Annotated in this window: 11 protein-coding genes; 9 read left to right on the forward strand and 2 right to left on the reverse strand. The window is 48.0% G+C overall.

Going from position 1 to position 20,692, the window contains the following annotated elements; all coding sequences use genetic code 11:
* Positions 1-20: 20 nt before the first annotated feature.
* The 9 genes from EYA81_RS13795 (at position 21) to EYA81_RS13840 (ending at position 16,788) form a co-directional block, all read left to right on the forward strand.
* A complete protein-coding gene (locus tag EYA81_RS13795) occupies positions 21-872 on the forward strand; it encodes a patatin family protein (protein ID WP_061411208.1) in 852 nt (283 codons plus the stop codon).
* Between the two features lie 258 nt (positions 873-1,130).
* Entirely contained in the window at positions 1,131-4,202 is a 3,072-nt protein-coding gene (locus EYA81_RS13800) for a TonB-dependent receptor (RefSeq protein ID WP_061411206.1), read from the forward strand.
* A gap of 19 nt (positions 4,203-4,221) precedes the next feature.
* On the forward strand, positions 4,222-6,006 hold the full coding sequence (locus tag EYA81_RS13805; protein ID WP_061411204.1) for a RagB/SusD family nutrient uptake outer membrane protein: 1,785 nt from the start codon (positions 4,222-4,224) through the stop codon (positions 6,004-6,006).
* A 73-nt stretch (positions 6,007-6,079) separates the two neighbouring features.
* Positions 6,080-8,215: a glycoside hydrolase family 32 protein gene (locus EYA81_RS13810; RefSeq protein ID WP_061411203.1), complete on the forward strand. Its 2,136-nt coding sequence runs from the start codon at positions 6,080-6,082 to the stop codon at positions 8,213-8,215.
* Positions 8,215-9,699: a glycoside hydrolase family 32 protein gene (locus tag EYA81_RS13815; RefSeq protein WP_131225920.1), complete on the forward strand. Its 1,485-nt coding sequence runs from the start codon at positions 8,215-8,217 to the stop codon at positions 9,697-9,699. Before EYA81_RS13810 ends, EYA81_RS13815 begins: the two co-directional genes overlap by 1 nt.
* Positions 9,700-9,835: 136 nt before the next feature.
* The gene (locus EYA81_RS13820) at positions 9,836-11,650 is read left to right on the forward strand and encodes a GH32 C-terminal domain-containing protein (RefSeq protein ID WP_061411199.1); all 1,815 of its coding nucleotides are present in this window, start codon (positions 9,836-9,838) and stop codon (positions 11,648-11,650) included.
* An 18-nt stretch (positions 11,651-11,668) separates the two neighbouring features.
* Complete coding sequence (locus EYA81_RS13825) at positions 11,669-12,835, forward strand: MFS transporter (RefSeq protein WP_131225922.1); 1,167 nt, start codon at positions 11,669-11,671, stop codon at positions 12,833-12,835.
* A 234-nt stretch (positions 12,836-13,069) separates the two neighbouring features.
* Positions 13,070-13,957 carry a carbohydrate kinase gene (locus EYA81_RS13835; RefSeq protein WP_005835617.1) on the forward strand — a complete coding sequence of 296 codons (888 nt, stop codon included), beginning with the start codon at positions 13,070-13,072 and terminating at the stop codon, positions 13,955-13,957.
* A gap of 71 nt (positions 13,958-14,028) precedes the next feature.
* Positions 14,029-16,788, forward strand: a complete 2,760-nt coding sequence (locus EYA81_RS13840) for a substrate-binding domain-containing protein (RefSeq protein WP_117601442.1) — start codon at positions 14,029-14,031, stop codon at positions 16,786-16,788.
* A 62-nt stretch (positions 16,789-16,850) separates the two neighbouring features.
* Here EYA81_RS13840 and EYA81_RS13845 read toward each other — a convergent pair whose 3' ends face one another.
* A complete protein-coding gene (locus EYA81_RS13845) occupies positions 16,851-17,039 on the reverse strand; it encodes a hypothetical protein (protein WP_117601458.1) in 189 nt (62 codons plus the stop codon).
* A gap of 92 nt (positions 17,040-17,131) precedes the next feature.
* Positions 17,132-20,689 (reverse strand): pyruvate:ferredoxin (flavodoxin) oxidoreductase, encoded by a 3,558-nt coding sequence (gene nifJ / locus EYA81_RS13850; RefSeq protein ID WP_117601443.1) that lies wholly within the window; start codon positions 20,687-20,689, stop codon positions 17,132-17,134.
* Positions 20,690-20,692: the final 3 nt, after the last annotated feature.

Genomic DNA, 20,692 nt, shown 5'->3' on the forward strand with positions numbered 1-20,692 from the left:
AAGCGTTAATTCCGACACTTATGGAGAAAATAATACATATTGATGACCGTAGCGGTCTTGTTTTGGAGGGTGGCGGTATGCGCGGCGTCTTCACTTGCGGTGTGCTCGACAACTTTATGGATCGTGGCATTCGCTTTCCCTATACCATCGGCGTCAGTGCCGGAGCCTGCAACGGACTTTCCTATATGTCCGGTCAGCGCGGGCGTGCCAAGTACAGCAATATCGACTTGTTGGAAAAATACAATTACATCGGATTGAAGTATCTGTTGAAGAAGCGGAATATCATGGATTTCGACTTGTTGTTCCAGGAGTTTCCGGAACACATACTTCCCTACGACTACGAGGCATACTTTCATTGCCCCGAACGCTATGTGATGGTAACTACCAATTGCGAGACGGGCGAAGCGAACTATTTTGAGGAGAAGCGGAGTAAAGAGCGCGTCATTGATATTGTGCGTGCTTCGAGCAGTCTGCCGTTTGTCTGTCCCGTTACCTATGTGGACAACACCCCGATGCTGGATGGAGGTATTGTGGACAGTATCCCTTTGATGCGTGCCCGTCAGGATGGATTTACCAATAATGTGGTAGTATTGACGCGCAATCATGGATACCGTAAGGAAATTCAGGGAACGAAGGTTCCACCTTTTATATATAAGAAATATCCGCTATTGCGTGAAGCTATCAATCGCCGCAGCATTGTCTATAATCAACAGTTGGAGCAGGTGGAACGGATGGAAGCCGCCGGGGAAATTATTGTTATCCGTCCACAGAAGCCGGTAGTGGTAGACCGCATCGAGCGTGACATCAAGAAGCTGACGGAGCTTTATGAAGAAGGATACCGGTGTGCGGAACAGTTTGTTTTTCGTTTTTGATTCTGAGAGAGTATACTATGAGAGCTGGTACAATTAGCATCTGCTCCCATATTGTTTTCATTCTTTTCTATTAATTTGCTGCTAAAGCTAAAGTTTATTTAGCAAAAAACACGCGTAGAATACCTTTAGAAAGGGGATGTATCAAAAATACCACCTTTCGTAACATTTGTTATAGGTGCAAATTCTGGTTTCGCTTAATTTTGCTGACACAAAACTCAATTGCAGAATTGGTTTATTATTAACTTTAAATTGATAGATATGTTGAAAAGCATTAGTCTCAGGCTTTGCACACTAATTGTGCTTCTCTTTGCGGGCATCTCTTCCTTTGCCCAGCAAGTCCAGGTAAAAGGTACTGTCGTTGAAAAATCGAGTGGTGAATCCATTATCGGTGCTTCTGTCATGGAAGTAGGTTCCAACAGTAATGGAACAATTACGGATATTGACGGAAATTTCATTCTGTCTGTAGCTTCCGGTGCCACATTGTCTGTATCCTATATAGGATATAAAACCGTTACAGTAAAGGCACAGCCCATTTTACGCATTGAGTTGACGGAAGATTCCCAGTTGATTGATGAAGTAGTAGTGACCGGCTATATGTCCGAGAAGAAGGCTAGTTTGACTGGTTCGGTGGCTGTGGTCAAGATGAAGGATGTAGCAGATATTCCTACGGGAAATGTGTTGTCGAGCTTGCAGGGACGTGTTGCCGGTATGAACATTACGACTGATGGCACACCGGGCGGTGGAAATACTTCTACATTGGTCCGTGGTAAGTCATCTTTCCGAAATGATGCCAATTCCCCGCTTTATGTCATTGACGGTGTGATGACCCGTGAGAACATCTCGTCTATCCTTTCTTCCAATGATGTAGAATCCATTCAGGTATTGAAGGATGCCGCTTCCGCTTCTATTTATGGTGCACAGGCTGCCAATGGTGTGATTATCATTACTACCAAGCGTGCCAAGAAAGGGGAGACCCGTGTGGATTTTGATATGTCGTTGACTTTGCAGACCTATCAATGTGGTTTTGATATGTTGAATGCAGATGAGTGGGGCCAGGTTTATTGGTCGGCTTATAAGTATGCCAATAATGGAGCTACGCCAAGTAGCGAAATATATGGTAATGGTGCAACTCCCCAACTTCAGGACTATATCGGCCTGAATGGAGCTAAAGTACATGCCGTTGATACGGATTGGCGCGATGTGGTTTATCGCACTGCCTTGATGCAGAATTACAGTGCGACACTTTCAAAGGGCTCTGACAATGGTGCCTTCTCGTTAGCGTTGAACTATCTCGATCATGACGGTCTGGTAGAGAATACGAATTTCCAGCGAATCAATACCCGTATCAGTTCTAACTATCATTATCTTGACAATCGCTTGCGCATCGGCGAGAACGTTGCCATCAATCGTTGGACACAGACCCTCAGTCCGGCCGGTGTAGATGAGAATGCCATCAAACAGCATCCTGCCAAGACGGTTTATGATGAGAATGGTAATTATAACGATGCCATCAATGATGTTTTGGGTGATGCCCCCAATATGGCACGTTTGTTGGAGAATGAAAAACAGAACAAACATGATTATTGGCGTATCTTTGGTAATGCATTCCTTGAAATTGAACCGATTAAGAACCTGGTGCTGAAAACCAATTTCGGTATGAATTATTATGATGAAACCAACAAAACTTTTGAGCCGGCATGGGCACGCGATGAGGTCAATAAGCTGACTCAATCATCCAACAAAAGACTGGATTGGGTATGGACTAATACCGTGACTTATAGCAAAGCATTTGGAAAGAACAATCTGACTGCACTTCTTGGTACAGAGGCCAAGAAGAATCATTCGGAATCCATGTTCGGTTATGGTACGGGACTGGCTGTAGAAGATGAAGATTATATTTATCTCGACGGTGTGACTGCCGGTAAGAATGTAGGTGCCGGTGCTTCCAATTATGGCATGGTATCTTACTTTGGTAAAGTGAACTATGATTATGAAGGACGGTATCTGGCTTCTGTTACAGTACGCCGTGATGCTTCTTCCCGCTTGGCAAAGGGTAATAACGTTGATTACTTCCCTTCAGTGTCGGCAGGCTGGCGCATTTCAAGTGAGAAGTTTATGGAAGCGACCAAGAATTGGTTGGCAGATTTGAAACTACGTGCTTCATGGGGTATCAATGGTAACGATATTATTGATAATGAGGCCCCCTATACTAAATACTTGATTAGTCTGAAGGATGCAAGCTACAACATGAACGGTGATGGAACGACTTTGGCCCCCGGTGGCTACAAAGTGAGGTCTACCAATCCTGATTTGAAGTGGGAGAGTACAAGACAACTCAATATCGGTGTGGACGCCGCTTTCTTGAACGGACGCCTGAGCGCTTCTCTCGATTATTTTGATAAGAAGACAAGTGATATGCTTGTGGAGAAACCGTATATTGCTGTCATTGGCGAGGGTGGTTACTGCTGGTATAATGGTGGTACGATGAACAATAAAGGTTTCGAGATGGCATTGACTTGGAATGATAAGGTAAAGGATTTTCAGTATAATGTAGCATTCAACCTTTCATATTACAAAAATGAAGTGACGGAGCTGACGGAAGAAATTTACTATACTTACGGTGGCGGTAATGGTGTTGACAAGACTTTGGTTGGCCAACCGTTCGGTTCATGGATGGGCTTCAAGACAGATGGAGTGTTCCGTACCCAGCAGGAGGTGGATGAGTATAAATCCAAATATAATGTACAGTTTGGCGCTCCCGGAGTAGGACGTATCAAATACGTGGATGCTGACGGTAACGGTACGATTGATACGAACGACCGTGTATGGTTGGGTTCTGACAATCCGAAAGTGATTGCAGGTCTGAATCTTGGGGCATCTTGGAAAGGCTTTGACCTCAGCATGTTCTTCAACGGTATGATTCGTGATGCCTATAACAACTCCAAATATTATACGGATTTGTTCCAGTGCTGGACCGGTAATCACTCTACCCGCCTGCTCGATGCCATGCATGCTTACGAGAACTTTGAAAAGACGGGTGTTTACAATAGCAGTGTACCTGCTTTGACCACCCTTAACAGCAACAATGAGCACGAAGTTTCTGAGTTCTATATTGAAAATGGTTCGTATATCAAGCTGAAAAGCCTGACATTGGGTTACACGCTTCCTAAAGCAGTTCTCGACAAGATGAAGATGCGTCATGCACGCATTTATTTCCAGGCTCAGAATTTGTTTACGATTACCGGTTATACGGGTGCCGACCCTGAAGGGCTGGGCTATCCTTATCCGCTGCCCCGTACGTTCTCTTTGGGATTATCATTTGGTTTCTAAACTTTAAAACTATACTATTATGAAATTGAAACATTTATATATACTTGGCGCAGTAGCGCTGATGACTGCAAGTTGTAATGAAGACCGTTTCCTGGATTTGAAGCCCCAGGGTAGCTTGAACGAAGATATTATGACTTCTACAGAAGGTGCCGACCTTTTGGTGAATGCCGCGTATGCAGCTTTGGGTGGTCCCGAGGGACAGAGCTGGAGTGTATGGTGTCATCCTACTTCCAATTGGACCTATGGTGAGGTACGTTCGGATAATGCCTATAAAGGCGGTGGCGGTGTCGGTGACCTTAATGAAGTGCACCGTATGGAGACATTTGATATGGATGCAACCAATGGATTTCTGGACAGCAAGTGGTATCATCTATATTGCAGTGTGCAGCGTTGTAACTCTGCATTGCGCGTACTGAATGCTGCAACAGATGAGCAGGTGAACGGACGTGTATCCCGTATTGCGGAGATGAAAGTGCTTCGTGCCCATTATTATTTTGAATTAAGCCGCCTTTTCAACAAGATACCTTATTTTGATGAGAACGTTGAGATTTCCCAATATCCGGATATTCCGAACAATGAGTTTACCCGTGACGAGATTCTGAGTATGCTGGCCGAGGAGATGCTTGATGCCGCCGAACAGCTTCCTGCATCACAGCCGGAGGTAGGGCGTATTCATAAATACATAGCACTGGCCTATGCGGCTAAAATCAAGCTGTACCAGGCGTATCAGCAAGATGAGACTACGCATGCCGTAACTTCCATCAATAAAGAGCTGCTGAGGGAAGTCGTTTCGCTTTGCGACCAGGTGACTGCCAGCAATCGTTACGGTTTGCTTGACGATTTCCAGGGATTGGATTTAGTAGCTAATGAAAACGGTAAAGAGTCTGTTTTTGCCATTCAATATTCCATGAATGACGGTACCGAAAGTGCCGGCCGCATCAATTGGAGCAATCTGTTGAATTCTCCGGGTGGAGGCAGCCCTTACGGAGGTGACGGTTTCTTCCTGCCCAGCCAAGACCTGATTAATGCTTATCAGACAGATGCAAACGGTCTGCCCGATTTTAATTATCAGTCAAAGTCTGATTATAGTTGGGCGGTATTGAACAATGGGGTTTATACTTTACAAAACACGACTCCCAATGTAGACCCGCGTCTCGATTTTGTTGTGGGCCGTCCTACTATAACTTGGAAAACTTACCCGGACAAACCATGTGAAGGATGGGTGCGTGATAAGGAAACTTATGGCTATAATTGCGCGAAGCGCTTCTGGGTTTCTCCGGAAAGTAGTGATATGTTTAATGGCTGGCCTTGGGGGGCTTCACAGTTGAACTGGCAGATTATACGTTACGCGGATATTCTTCTTTGGAAAGCTGAGGCTCTTATTGAACTCAATGAAGGCAATGGACTCGAAACTGCCCGTGATTTGATTAATCAGATACGCAATCGTGCCCGGAACAGCGCCTATGTAAAGGATTTCAACGACCATTCCAACTATGCGGCCAACTACCTTGTCAATCCTTATCCTGCTGATGTCTGGAATCAGGATTATGCCCGTCAGGCCCTCCGTTGGGAAACACGTCTGGAGAAGGCTTTGGAAGGTGAACGTTTCTTCGACCTGGTCCGTTGGGGCATAGTGGAAACAACCATGAACAAGTACATCGCTGCGGAGTCAGACAATCGCATTTATTATGCCAATGCGCACTTTACGGGTGGAAAGGATGAGTATTATCCGGTTCCGAACAATCAATACGGATTTTCTGGAGGCAAGTATGTACAGAATCCCGGTTATGCTCCGTTCAACTAATTATATTTTGAAATAAAAACGGAAGGGAGGGGAAACAAACGTTTCCCCCTCTTCCTTTAAACAATCTTTTATTATGAAACACTTTGCCTATTCTATATTGGGCTGTCTATTGCTTTCTTTGAATGCAGCTTTTGCTCAAAAAACATGGTCGTTTGATGGGCAGGACCCCTTACTCTCCAGTGACGGCAAGTCATTGTTGAATTTGTACACTATAAAGGAAATACCGGAATTTGTTACCGGAGTCGAAGGTAAAGCCCTTCGTACAGACGGGTATTCCACTTGGATGGATACAACCACGGAAGGAGATGTTTCGTCGTTGTCCGGATGGTTTGCTCTGGAATCTTATCCGACGGATACTGCTGCCTTTATGGGAATCAGAGACATGGCAGGAACATCTGTAGCGGTATGTGTAGACCGTTATGGTGAGCTGCTGTTGGGAATGGGGCAGAATGGCTCATACTCTTACTGTTCATTAAAGACAAAAGTCGACCGTTTCAAGTGGCTGCATGTAGTCCTTGATTTGAATAATGAATCGGTTTGCCTGAATGGGCAGAGGATGAGTGTAGAGGTATGGCCCCGGAACTTGCAAGATGGTGAAATGATGCTTCGGGTAGGTAAGGATTTCAGGGAAAAGAAGGTTTGGATGTACGATGTTACGGCTATAAACGGGTTGATTGACGGGATAAGCCTCACTCCCTTTTCCGATGATTCGTCTGCATGGAGAGACGAGATTGCCTTAGGATTGAAGAAGACTCCGGTTTTGGCTATTCCGGAAACCCGTTTTGCGAAGGACTTCAACCGTCCCCGCTATCATCTGTTACCGGCTGCCAACTGGACGAATGAGACGCATGGTTTACTTCTTTATAAAGGTAAATATCATATATTCAATCAGAAGAATGCTTCTGCAATCTTCCTGGGACAGATAAATTGGGGACATTTCAGCAGTCCCGATATGCTTCATTGGACGGAGGAAAAGCCGGCTTTGACTCCTGATGCTGCTTATGACAAGAATGGAATATGGTCCGGGCATGCTGTTATCAATGATGACGGTATCCCCCAGCTGATATACACAGCCGGTGGAGACAAGATGGGAGTGGGTATTGCTTTTCCAAAAGATACTGCGTTGATAGAATGGGAGAAATATGCGGGTAATCCGGTTATTGCCGAGAAGCCTGCCGGATATACCCGTACGGACATGCGTGACCAGTATGTCTGGAAAGAGGGTGATGTCTGGTATATGATTATCGGTTTCGGCATTGAGCAGACCGATACACCCCACGGGGCTTTGCTGCTTTATAAATCGGCGGACTTGAAGAGATGGGATTTTGTACATTTGCTGTTTGAGGGCAATCCGGAAGTGGATGACTCCGGTATTTTCTGGGAAATGCCGGTCTTTAAGAAGATGGGCGGCAAGTATGTTCTTTTGGTGAATAGGGTTCCTCATAAAGGCATACCTGCGCGTTGCCAGTATTGGATAGGAGATTTCAAGAATGAAAAGTTTATACCGGACAATCCGGTTCCTCAAAATCTGGAGGTCATCAACCGCTTGCTGTCCCCTTCTGTTGTGGAGACTTCGGAAGGGGATGTTGCTGCCATTGCCATTATACCCGATGAAATAGGAGGGGAGGCCACTTATGAACAAGGATGGGCGCATCTCTATAGTATGCCCAGAAGATGGCAGCTGAAAGATGGAAAACTATGCCAAACACCCCATCCCGTAATGAAACAATTGCGTGAACAATCCACGGTTTATTCCAGGCAGGCATTGACTGCTGCGAAACCGCGCATTGTGAGCAGAAGGGAACATCAGCTTGAAGTCAAGGCGACTTTTTATCCCGGTGACGCAAAACGGTTTGGATTTACATTGTGTAAGAATCCGGATAATAGCGAATATAGCCTGATGTATTATGATGTGGAAAAGGAGGAACTTATTGTGGACCAGACGCATTCTTCCTTGCGTGCACACATTCCTTTGAAGCTCCGCAGGGATCGGTATCGGTTGGATACAACCAAGCCGGTGGAGATTCGTCTGTTTATAGACGGTTCTGTGGTGGAAGGATTTATTAATGATGAGGATGCATTCACCACAAGAATCTTTCCTCTGAAAGAAAACAGTACGCTATTGGAACTATTCTCTGACGGAAATACAACGGAAGTTGCTGCCGAAGTTTGGAGACTGAAAGATGCAAGGGTAAAGATGAACTTTTAATGAAAATACAGAAAATGAAGATACCGACTATATTGGGTGCACTTTTAGTGGCAGGAACATTGTCTGCCGGTGCACAAATGAATTCAGACAGTTTATACAAAGAGCCTTATCGTCCTCAGTATCATTTCAGTCCGGAGAAGGGATGGATTGGTGACCCCTCGGGATTCATGTACTATCAGGGTAAATATCATATGTACTGGTGGGGCAAAGTCGAATCTACAGATTTGGTACATTACCAACAGATAACCCCTTATGCCATGACCGGAGCAGATGACAATATCAGTTACTTCACCGGTTCTGCAGTCGTAGACAAGAACAACACTGCCGGTTTCGGCAAAGGTGCTTATGTGGCGGCTTACACCGTTTTTGAGAAGGACTCCAAGAAACAAGCGCAGGGCATCTCTTTCAGTCATGACGGAAAGACATTTCATTATTACGAAGGTAACCCGGTTCTGGACCTTTGGAGTACGGAATTTAGGGACCCTACCGTCTTCTGGCACGAGCCGACTCAAAAATGGGTGATGGTTGTAGCCAAGGCCCTGGAGAAGAAAATCAAGTTTTATACCTCTCCTGATTTGAAAAACTGGACTTGGACCAGTGATTTCGGCCCTGCCGGTGACAGTGAAAAGTCTTGGGAGTGCCCGGATTTATTCCAGTTGTCGGTTGACGGGGATTCTGACAAGAAAAAGTGGGTGATGGTCGTATCTGTAAACTGGGCGCAAGAACAATACTTTATAGGAGACTTCGACGGCACTTCTTTTAAGCTGATGGATAACCATCCTGCAGAGCCTCTATATGTGGACAAAGGGCTGGACTTTTATGCATCCCGTACATTTCAGGATTTTGACGGAACGTTGGATTCCAAAATTTCGATGGGCTGGGTTGCAACCTGGGACTATGCACCGGTAGCTCCATCGAAGTATGGGAAGGGCTTTTGGTCCATTCCCCGCAACCTGGAACTGAAGACATACAAGGAAGGCGTGAGGCTGGTGCAGAAGCCGGTGGAACAGTTGCAAACACTTCGCCATAAGCCTGCATCGGTGAAACGTGCTTTATCGGTGGGGACACAGAGGTTACCCGGCTTTGTTCCCGATAAGAATGTCTACGAACTCGATGCTTCGTTTTCTACTGACGTATCCAACACCTTTGGCTTGAATTTGTGTGTGGGTGAAGGGCGCAAAGTGGTGGTCAGCTATGATACGGATTCACATAATCTGGTGATTGACCGTACCCATTGCTCCGATGTGCAGATTCCTAAATTCAGCCGTATGGCATATGCCAGGGTGGAACCGGTAGATAATAAGATACATTTGCATATATTTGTAGACAAATCGAGTATTGAAATCTTTGCCAATGACGGGAAGGATGTATTCACATTATTAACCTATCCGGGCGAGGCTCAAACCGGTATCGAACTTTTTGCGCAGAAGAAGGGGACGAAAATGGAGTTGGATGCCTGGATGCTTAAATCAATATGGAGATGAGGAATTTAATTTGTGTTATTTTAGACTGAATGTAACATTTGTAGTATGCTTTGAAACAAAAAAGATAGTCTCCTGCTGCTTGGTGGCGTATCTTTGCATGGTAGAAAAACATAATTAATTTAATACCAACAGAAACATGATTCATTTAAAAGACTTTTGGCGGACAATCAGAAGGACGCTTACCGTATTTATATTAGGAACTACCGTGGCTGTCTTCACATGCCAGGCCATAAATCCTCCTTTCGTGATTAAACATCTGGGTGACGGACAGAGTATCGTCCAAATTGACGAGCAGAAGAAGTTTTTGCTGCTGCCGGTGGAAGAGGCTTCTCCGGAGGCAAAATTGTATATGATAGCAGACAATGATGTTGTACGCAGTATGAACGTGCGATTGGCAGTCAATAAGGTTGACTATTTTGTTCCGGTCGATTTGACTGGCTTCGATAATAAACATCTCTCTTTCAACTTCCAGCTTATTTCGGATTCGGCCTTATGCTGGGAAGAAATGAAACTGTCGGATGAATTCGATGTTTCGAACCGGGAGAAGTTCCGTCCGGTGTATCATTTCAGCCCGGCTTACGGTTGGATGAATGATCCTAACGGAATGTTCTACAAAGACGGGGTTTACCATTTGTTCTACCAGCATAATCCCTACGGCTCCATGTGGGGGAACATGCATTGGGGACATGCCACCAGTACGGACCTCGTCACTTGGGAGCATCACGGAGATGCCATTTCGCCCGATGCGCTGGGAACAATATTCAGTGGTTCTTGTGTTGTCGACAAGGATAATACGGCCGGGTTTGGTGCCGGTGCCGTCATTGCTTTCTACACATCGGCAAGCGACCGCCAAGTACAGAGCATGGCCTATAGCCTTGACAACGGAAAAAACTTCAAGAAGTATGCGCGAAATCCCATCCTGACTTCCACGCAGCGCGACTTCCGTGACCCTAAAGTCATCTGGCACGAAGATACCAAGAAATGGATTATGGTTCTTGCCGTAGGGCAGGAAATGGAGATATACTCTTCTGCCGACCTGAAGAACTGGACGCTGGAGAGCAAATTCGGTGAAGGACAAGGTGCTCACGGCGGAGTCTGGGAGTGTCCCGACCTGCTTGAACTGCCGGTTGAAGGTACGGAACTGAAGAAGTGGGTACTCGTCTGTAACCTCAATCCGGGCGGACCGTTCGGTGGCTCTGCCACACAATATTTCGTAGGGACATTTGACGGTAAGAAATTCGTGAACGAGTCTCCCGCAGTGACGAAATGGATGGACTGGGGAAAAGACCATTATGCAACTGTCACTTGGAGCAATGCCCCTGCAGGACGTGCCATTGCATTGGCATGGATGAGCAACTGGCAATATGCCAATGATGTGCCCACCCGTCAATATCGTAGTGCCAACTCCGTGCCGCGTGACCTTTCGCTCTATACCTCGGAGGGTGAAACCTATGTAAAGGTAACCCCGTCTCCCGAATTGCTGAAACTGAGGGATAAAGGCAGCAAGAAGCGTGCTTTCAAGGTAGACCGCACGTATAATCTGGACAAACTGCTGAATGACAATTCCGGAACGTATGAAATCGAAATGACCATCAAGAATAAGGATGCGGATGTGATAGGATTCCAGCTCTTTAACTCGAAAGGCGAGGAGGTGGAGATGTACTATAACCTGGCGGAAAAGACGTTCACCATAGACCGTACCAAGAGTGGTGAGGTGTCGTTCAGCAAGGACTTCCCTGCAGTGACCGTGGCTCCTGTCGAGGGTGGCAATGAAATGAAACTCCGCTTGTTCGTAGACAAGTCGAGCATTGAAGCGTTTGGCAACGACGGACGTTTTGCCATGACAAATCTTGTATTCCCGTCGGAACCTTACAACCGTATCAGTTTCTATGCTAAAGGTGGAAGCTGCAATGTCACCTCGTTTACTGTGTACAAACTCGGATTAAAATAACAGATAATAATCTTCAGCATGAAAAATACTAAGAATTCTTCTTTGGCAAAGCTCTTTCCGGTCATGCTTTGCTTCTTCGCCATGGGCTTTGTGGATTTGGTGGGCATCGCCTCCAACTACGTGAAGGCCGACTTGAACCTGACCGACTCGCAAGCTAACATATTCCCGTCTCTGGTGTTCTTCTGGTTCCTCATCTTCTCCGTACCTACGGGTATGCTGATGAACCGCATCGGACGCAAGAAGACGGTGCTTCTCAGTCTGGTCATCACGTTTGCCTCTTTACTTCTCCCGGTTTTCGGAGACGGCTACGTGCTAATGCTGCTTTCGTTCTCATTGCTGGGCATCGGTAATGCGCTGATGCAAACGTCGCTCAACCCGCTGCTTTCCAACATCGTAAGCGGCGAGCGGCTGGCAAGTTCGCTCACCTTCGGACAGTTTGTAAAAGCCATTGCTTCGTTTCTGGCTCCATACATTGCCATGTGGGGAGCTACGCAGGCCATTCCGTCTCTGGGCATGGGCTGGAGGGTACTGTTCCCGGTCTATATGGTCATTGCGGTGATTGCCATTCTTTGGCTGAGCGGTACTTCCATCCGCGAGGAAAAGGAAGAGGGACGCCCTTCCACCTTCGGGGAGTGCCTCGCCCTGCTGGGCAAGCCGTTTATCTTTCTCTGCTTCCTGGGCATCATGTGCCATGTGGGCATTGATGTAGGTACGAATACCACAGCGCCCAAAATCCTGATGGAGCGTCTGGGCATGACGCTGGCCGATGCCGGCTTTGCCACCAGCCTTTACTTCATCTTCCGCACGGCGGGTTGCTTTCTCGGAGCCTTCATTCTTCAGAAGATGACTCCCCGAACCTTCTTCGGCATCAGCGTGTTATGTATGTTGGCGGCGATGGTAGGGTTGTTCGTTTTCCATGAAAAGACAATGATATACATTTGCATTGCCCTTATCGGTTTCGGCAATTCGAACATCTTTCCGGTTATCTTCTCCCAAGCGTTGCTTGCTATGCCACAAAAGAAGAACGAGGTTTCCGGCTTGATGATTATGGGGCTCTTCGGCGGTACGGTATTTCCGATAGCAATGGGCTTGGCAAGTGATGCTGTAGGACAAAGCGGTGCCGTGGCTGTGATGACGGTAGGGGTAGTGTACTTGTTCTTCTATATGCTGCGTATGAAGCGGTAATCTTTGTTCGCAGGCTGCGGATACATATCCCAAGGCTGCGGATATCTGTCCCAAGGTTGCGGATGTCTATCCCAAGCCTTGGGATAGAGATAATCCTTAGTTCTTAGAAACTTTTTAATAGATAATTGGCAACTTTTCATTCTATAGTTAGGAACTTTTTTATTAGGTTTGCAGCGGGTAGGACATTGAGTTTGCCGTGAATAAAATATATCATTCATTAAACAATATAATATTATGAATAAGATAATAGTAGGTATGGGCGAGGCTTTGTGGGACTGCCTCCCCGAAGGAAAGAAGATAGGCGGTGCTCCGGCAAACTTTGCTTACCATGCATCGCAGTTTGGTTTCGACAGCCGTGTGGTCAGTGCCGTAGGTGCCGATGCGGATGGGGACGAGATTCTGGATGTGTTCGCCCGGAAGGGGCTGCGCACCCAGATAGAGCGCGTGCCTTACCCCACGGGAACGGTGCAGGTGACGCTCGATGCCGTGGGCGTGCCGTGCTATGAGATAAAGGAAGGCGTGGCCTGGGACAACATCCCCTTTACCGACGAACTGAAGCGTCTGGCACTGAACACGCGTGCCGTATGTTTCGGCTCTTTGGCGCAACGCAGCGAAACAAGCCGCATCACCATCAACCGCTTTCTCGACACGATGCCCGATGCGGAGGGACAACTGAAGATATTCGACATCAATCTCCGCCAGGGTTTCTATACCAAAGAGATACTCTGCGAATCCATGCGCCGCTGCAACATCCTCAAGATAAACGATGAGGAACTGGTGACCATCAGCCGTATTTTCGGCTACCCGGGCATCGACTTGCAGGACAAATGCTGGATTCTGCTGGCCAAGTATAATCTGAAGATGCTTATCTTGACTTGTGGAACGAATGGCAGCTATGTGTTCACTCCGGGAGTGGTTTCTTTCCAGGAGACGCCCAAGGTACCGGTGGCGGATACCGTTGGAGCCGGTGACTCGTTCACGGCAGCCTTCACCGCTGCCATTCTCAGCGGGAAGCAGGTGCCCGATGCCCATAAACTGGCAGTGGAAGTCTCTGCCTATGTATGTACCCAGAGCGGTGCCATGCCGGAATTGCCGGACGCCTTGAAAGAAAGGCTGGCATAGATTTTTCTTATTCTTTTCACATTTTTCGCTATCTTTGCTCATCTGCAATCTTAAATCAGAGGAAAGTGAAGATGAGACAACATAACCTTCGGATTTTATTCTTTTTGCTCGTGCTTTGGGGAGTGGCGGTTGCCTGCTCCCGGCGCGAGGCACGTTTCCGTATCGGCGTTTCCCAATGTAGCGAGGATGAATGGCGGCACCAGATGAACAGTGAGATACTCCGTGAAGCCCATTTCTACGAAGATGTGGAGGTGGACATCCGTACTGCCGTCGACGATAATGACCGTCAGGCAAAAGACATTCGTGAACTGATAGCCGAAGGGGTGGACCTGCTGATTGTGGCCCCGAATGAAGCCACTCCGATAACTCCGGTTGTGGAGGAGGCATACAACCGGGGCATTCCGGTGATTGTAGTGGACCGTAAAATCCTTTCGGACAAATATACAGCTTACGTCGGTGCAGACAACTACGAGATAGGGAAAGCTGTGGGAGAGTATGTGGCCAATGTGCTGCACGGGCAGGGAGATGTGGTGGAAATCTCCGGTTTGGTGGGCTCCACACCTGCCGTAGACCGTCATCAGGGATTTGTGAAGGCTATATCCGCTTATCCCGGTATCCGGTTGCTGGCCGCTGTAGACGGTGCCTGGTTGCAACTCAAGGCCGGAGAGAAAATGGATACCCTGCTGAGCCGCTTTCCGCATATCGACCTGGTGTATGCGCAGAATGACCGTATGGCGGCCGGAGCCTATGCTGCCGCTGCCCGCAAGGGGCGGGAGAAGGAAATGCGGTTCATCGGCATAGACGCCCTGCCCGGCAAAGACTACGGAGTGGAGAAAGTGCTTGCCGGCGAACTGGATGCCACGTTTATATATCCTACCGGTGGCGACCGCGTGATGCAGATTGCCATGGATATCCTGAACAAGCGTGATTTTCCCCGTGAAACTATCCTGGGCACTTCCGTCGTCGACCGCGACAATGCTCTCATCATGAAGATGCAGACCGCCCACATCGGCACCCTGGATGGAAAGATAGAAACCCTGAACGGAAAGATAAACCAGTATTTAGCCAGTTATGCCACGCAGCAGGTTGTCTTGTACGGCAGTCTGTCCGCCCTATTGTTGCTGGTCGGCTTGTTGGTGGCTGTCTACCTCTCCTTGCGTGTCAAGAATCGGTTGAACCGTGAGCTGTCCATGCAGAAAAAGAAATTGGAGGAACAGAAAACCCAGTTGATACAGCAGAAGGAACTGTTGGAAGTACAGAAGTCGCAGTTGGAACAGCTTTCCCATGAACTGGAGGAGGCTACGCATGCCAAGCTGGTGTTCTTCACGAATATTTCGCATGATTTCCGTACTCCGCTGACATTGATAGCCGATCCCATAGAGCAGCTTCTTGCCAACCGCACCCTCGACGGACAGCCGCGCCAGCTCCTCGAGCTGATGAAAAAGAATGTGCATATCCTGCTTCGCCTGGTCAACCAGATACTTGATTTCCGAAAGGTGGAGAACGGGCGCATGGAGCTCCATCTCGAACCTTTTGATTTGCTCGACAGTTTCCGGGGCTGGAACGACTCTTTCCGCATGGCGTTGCTGAAGAAACATATTGCTTTCAGCTTTGAGGCATCTTCCGATACGGACTTCCGGATGATGGCGGATGCAGAGAAGATGGAGCGCATTTACTTCAATCTCTTCTCCAATGCCGTGAAGTATACGCCGGAGAACGGGAAAATCACCGTACGGTTGTTAAAGTCGGAACAGAACTACAGTCTGTCCGTCTTCAATTCCGGCAGTTACATTTCTTCGACCGATGTGGAAGCTATCTTCGAGCGCTTCTATCAAGTGGACGGGCATCAGGCCGGTACCGGTATCGGACTGGCGCTGGTACGTGCCTTTGTAGAGATGCATGGTGGTAACATTGCGGCACGCAGTGACGAGAAAGGCACTACTTTCACTGTCACTTTCCCGCAGCAGGATGTTTCGCAGTACCATCCCACTATAGTGACGTTGCCTGCTGAAGAGAAGGACGTGTCGTCTACCCTGATAGATACGGAAGTGAAGGCAGGCGAAGAGGTGGTTGAGGCTGATTGTCCTACTGTGCTGGTAATTGACGATAATGCGGATATCCGCAGCTATGTGAAGTCACTGTTGTCGAACGAATTCCGTGTATTGGATGCGGCGGACGGGGCAGAGGGTATCAGGCTGGCCATGAGGTATGTGCCGGATGTGATTATCTCGGATGTAATGATGCCCGGTATGGATGGTGTGGAATGTTGCCGCCGTTTGAAGAGCGAGTTGCAGACATGCCATATCCCGGTGATTCTGCTGACGGCCTGCTCGCTGGACGAACAGCGTATCCAGGGCTATGATGGCGGTGCCGATTCTTATATTTCCAAACCATTCAATTCGCAGTTGCTCTTGTCTCGTGTCCGCAATCTCATTGCAAACCGCCGTCAGTTGAGGCAGTTCTTCGGAGATAACCAGACTATTGAGAAGGAAACCATCAGTGATTTGGATAAGGGTTTCGTCTCCCGCTTCAAATCGCTTGTCGAGGAGAGGATGAAAGATGCGGAACTCAATGTGGAGGATTTGGGACGGAATATGGGTATGAGCCGTGTGCAGCTTTACCGTAAGCTGAAATCGCTGACCAACTATTCGCCGAATGAGCTGCTGCGCCAGATGAGGTTGAAAAAGGCTGCCTCACTGCTTGCCTCCTCTGATATGACAGTAGCGGAGATTGCTTATGAAGTGGGCTTTTCGTCACCTTCCTATTTCACAAAATGCTATAAGGAACAGTTTGGGGAGAGTCCTACCGAGTTTCTGAAAAGAAGGGGATAACTATTGCCTATCCCCTTGTTCTTAATACACGTTTGTTTACTTCTGTTTGATGATACCGGAACTTATTTCAGTATTTGGGGCAGGTTTTCTCTTCCCCAGAAGTAGTAAACACAGATTCCAATCCAGCTTGTGAGCAGGATGATGATTGCGACCAAGAGCTTCTTTACTCCGTCTACCGGCCATCTCATGATTTCGAGTACAGCCTTGACTGCAAGGACCACCCCAATAACCCAAATAATAAATCCGATCATAACTTTTTGATATTTAATGTTTTTATTTAAAACAAATAGAGGCTGCATCCAGTTCGGGAACAGCCTCTATTTTCTATTTAGTAATTAAGGAATTACTCTGTAACTTCAGCGCCCCAGTTTTCTTTGGAAAGACGCTTGTAGCTGTTGTAGCGCCATTTAGCGTTTTCTTCGGCGGCCTTGAACAGCTCTTCGGCTTCCTGCGGATATTGCTTCATTACGGATGCGTAACGAACTTCACCCTTCAGGAAGTCTTGGAATCCGCTCCAATCCGGTTCCTTGCTATCCAGCGTGAACGGATTCTTGCCTTCGGCTTCCAAAGCCGGGTTGTAACGCCACAAGTGCCAGTAACCGCACTTAACGGCCTTTTCCTCTTCTGCCTGGCTCTTGCCCATGCCTGCCTTCAGACCGTGATTGATACACGGAGCGTAAGCGATGATGAGTGACGGGCCGGGATATGCTTCTGCCTCGCGGATAGCCTTCAAGGTTTGAGCCTGGTCGGCACCCATAGCGATTTGAGCAACATATACATAACCGTAAGTAGTAGCCATCAGACCGAGGTCTTTCTTACGTACGCGTTTACCGGCAGCGGCAAACTTGGCGATGGCGCCTACCGGAGTAGCCTTGGAAGACTGACCACCTGTATTGGAGTAAACCTCAGTATCCAGTACGAGGATGTTGACGTCCTTACCGCTTGCAATTACATGGTCGAGACCACCGTAACCGATGTCGTAAGAGGCACCGTCACCACCGATAATCCACTGGCTGCGTTTAACCAGGTATTGAGACAGACCGGCGATAGTCTTGCAGCTGTCGCATTTGTCTTTGGCTGCTTCTACCATCGGGATGATCTTTTCGGCCAGTTCCTTGGTCTTGTCTGCATCGTACATGTTTTCAATCCAAGCCTGGAATACTTCTTTGTATTCAGCCGGAGTTCCTTCTGCTGCGATGGCATCTTCCATAGCCTTCACGATACGTGCGCGCATCTTTTCGTTGGCAAGCTCCATACCCAAACCGAATTCGCAGAAGTCCTCGAACAATGAGTTTGCCCAAGCAGGACCGTGACCCTTTTCGTTCTTAGTATAAGGAGTAGAAGGTACTGAACCGGAGTAGATGGAAGAACATCCTGTTGCGTTGGCTACCATTTCGCGGTCACCGAACAACTGGGAAATCAGTTTAACGTACGGAGTTTCACCACAACCGGAGCAAGCGCCTGAGAACTCGAACAACGGAGTAGCGAACTGGGAGTTCTTCACGTTGGCCTTGATGTCAACCAAGTGTTGTTTGCTTTTTACGTTTTCAGCACAGTAGGTCCAGTTAGCAGCTTCCGGCAATTGGCTTTCGAGGTGTTTCATAGTCAGAGCCTTGCCACCCTTCTTCGGGTTGCCCGGACAAACATCGGCACAGTTGCCGCAACCCAGACAGTCGAGAACGTCTACTTGAATACGGAATGTCATACCGTCGAATGCTTTACCTACAGCCTTCAGTTGAGTGAAGTTGGCACCCTTCTGCTCTTCAGCATCGAGTACGAACGGACGGATGGAAGCGTGAGGACAAACGTATGCACACTTGTTACACTGGATACAGTTTTCAGCGTTCCATTCGGGAACGAATGCAGCTACACCACGTTTCTCATATTTGGCAGTACCTTGTTCCCAAGTACCGTCTTCAATACCCTTGAATGCAGATACCGGCAATAAGTCACCGTCTTGTGCGTTGATAGGACGAACCACTTCGTTGATGAATGCAGGATCGTTGTTTTCAGCCTTGGCGTCGTCTGCCAAATTGGCCCAAGCCGGGTCAACGGTCAGTTGCTTGTATTCGCCGCCACGGTCAACTGCTGCGTAGTTCTTGTTGACAACGTCTTCACCCTTCTTGCCGTAAGACTTAACGATGAACTTCTTCATCTGTTCTACAGCCAGGTCAACCGGAATAACGCCGGTGATACGGAAGAATGCGGATTGCAGGATGGTGTTGGTACGGTTGCCCAAACCGATTTCTTGTGCAATCTGAGTAGCATTGATATAGTAAACAGTGATATTGTTCTGTGCAAAGTACTTCTTCACCTTGTTAGGCAGGTTCTTGGCCAGCTCTTCGCCTTCCCAGATGGTGTTCAGCAAGAAAGAGCCGTTCTTACGCAAGCCGCGGGTTACGTCGTACATGTGCAGGTAAGCCTGAACGTGGCAAGCCACGAAGTTAGGCGTGTTTACCAGGTATGTAGAGCGGATAGGAGTATCACCGAAACGCAGGTGTGAGCAGGTGAAACCGCCTGATTTCTTGGAGTCGTAAGAGAAATAAGCCTGGCAGTGCTTGTCGGTATTGTCACCGATAATCTTCACAGAGTTCTTGTTGGCACCTACTGTACCGTCAGCGCCCAAACCGTAGAATTTGGCTTCGAACATGCCTTCGCCGCCCAATGCGATTTCTTCTTCCTGGGGCAGAGAAGTGAAGGTAACGTCATCTACGATACCGATAGTGAAGTGGTTCTTCGGCATCGGCATAGCCAGGTTCTTGTAAACGGCGAGGATTTGCGCGGGAGTAGTGTCCTTGGATCCCAAACCGTAACGGCCGCCTACGATAACCGGAGCATTCTCTGCACCGTAGAAGCAGTCTTTTACGTCGAGGTACAACGGTTCGCCGTTAGCACCCGGTTCTTTCGTACGGTCCAGTACGGCAATCTTCTTGGCTGTCTTGGGAACGGCGGCAAGGAAGTGCTTGGCAGAGAACGGACGATACAAGTGGACGGCAACCAAACCTACCTTTTCGCCATTGGCAACGAGGTGGTCGATAGCTTCGCGGGCAGCTTCTGTTACAGAACCCATGGCGATGATAACGCGTTCTGCATCTTCTGCACCATAGTAATCGAACAAACCGTACTTGCGGCCTGTGATTTTGGAAATCTCGTTCATGTATTCCTCAACGATAGCCGGAACTGCTTCATAGTAGTTGTTGCAAGATTCACGGTGTTGGAAGAAGTGGTCAGGATTTTCGGCCATACCACGGGCAACCGGGTTCATCGGGTTCAATGCACGTGCGCGGAATTCAGCCAAAGCTTCCTGGTCGATAAGCGGAGCGAGGTCTTCGTTCTCCAGCATTTCAATCTTCTGGATTTCGTGAGAAGTACGGAAACCGTCGAAGAAGTTGACAAACGGAACACGGCTCTTGATAGTAGCCAAGTGAGCTACACCGGCCAAGTCCATAACTTCCTGTACAGAGCCTTCGGCCAACATGGCAAAACCGGTCTGACGGGTAGACATTACGTCCTGGTGGTCACCGAAGATACACAGTGCATGGCTTGCCAATGTACGTGCTGATACGTGGAATACACAAGGCAGGAATTCACCGGCAATCTTGTACATGTTAGGGATCATCAGCAACAGACCTTGTGAAGCTGTGTAAGTGGTAGTCAGCGCACCAGCTTGCAGAGAGCCGTGAACGGCACCTGCAGCACCGCCTTCTGACTGCATTTCCTGTACCAATACTGTTTCGCCGAAGATGTTCTTGCGACCTGCGGCAGCCCATTCGTCTACGTATTCAGCCATCGTAGAAGAGGGGGTGATGGGGTAGATGGCAGCTACTTCGGAGAACATATACGAGATATGTGCAGCAGCCTGGTTACCATCACAAGTAATGAATTTCTTCTGTTTAGTCATAAC

The sequence above is a fragment of the Bacteroides sp. A1C1 genome (assembly GCF_004328515.1).
Lineage (GTDB): Bacteria > Bacteroidota > Bacteroidia > Bacteroidales > Bacteroidaceae > Bacteroides > Bacteroides uniformis.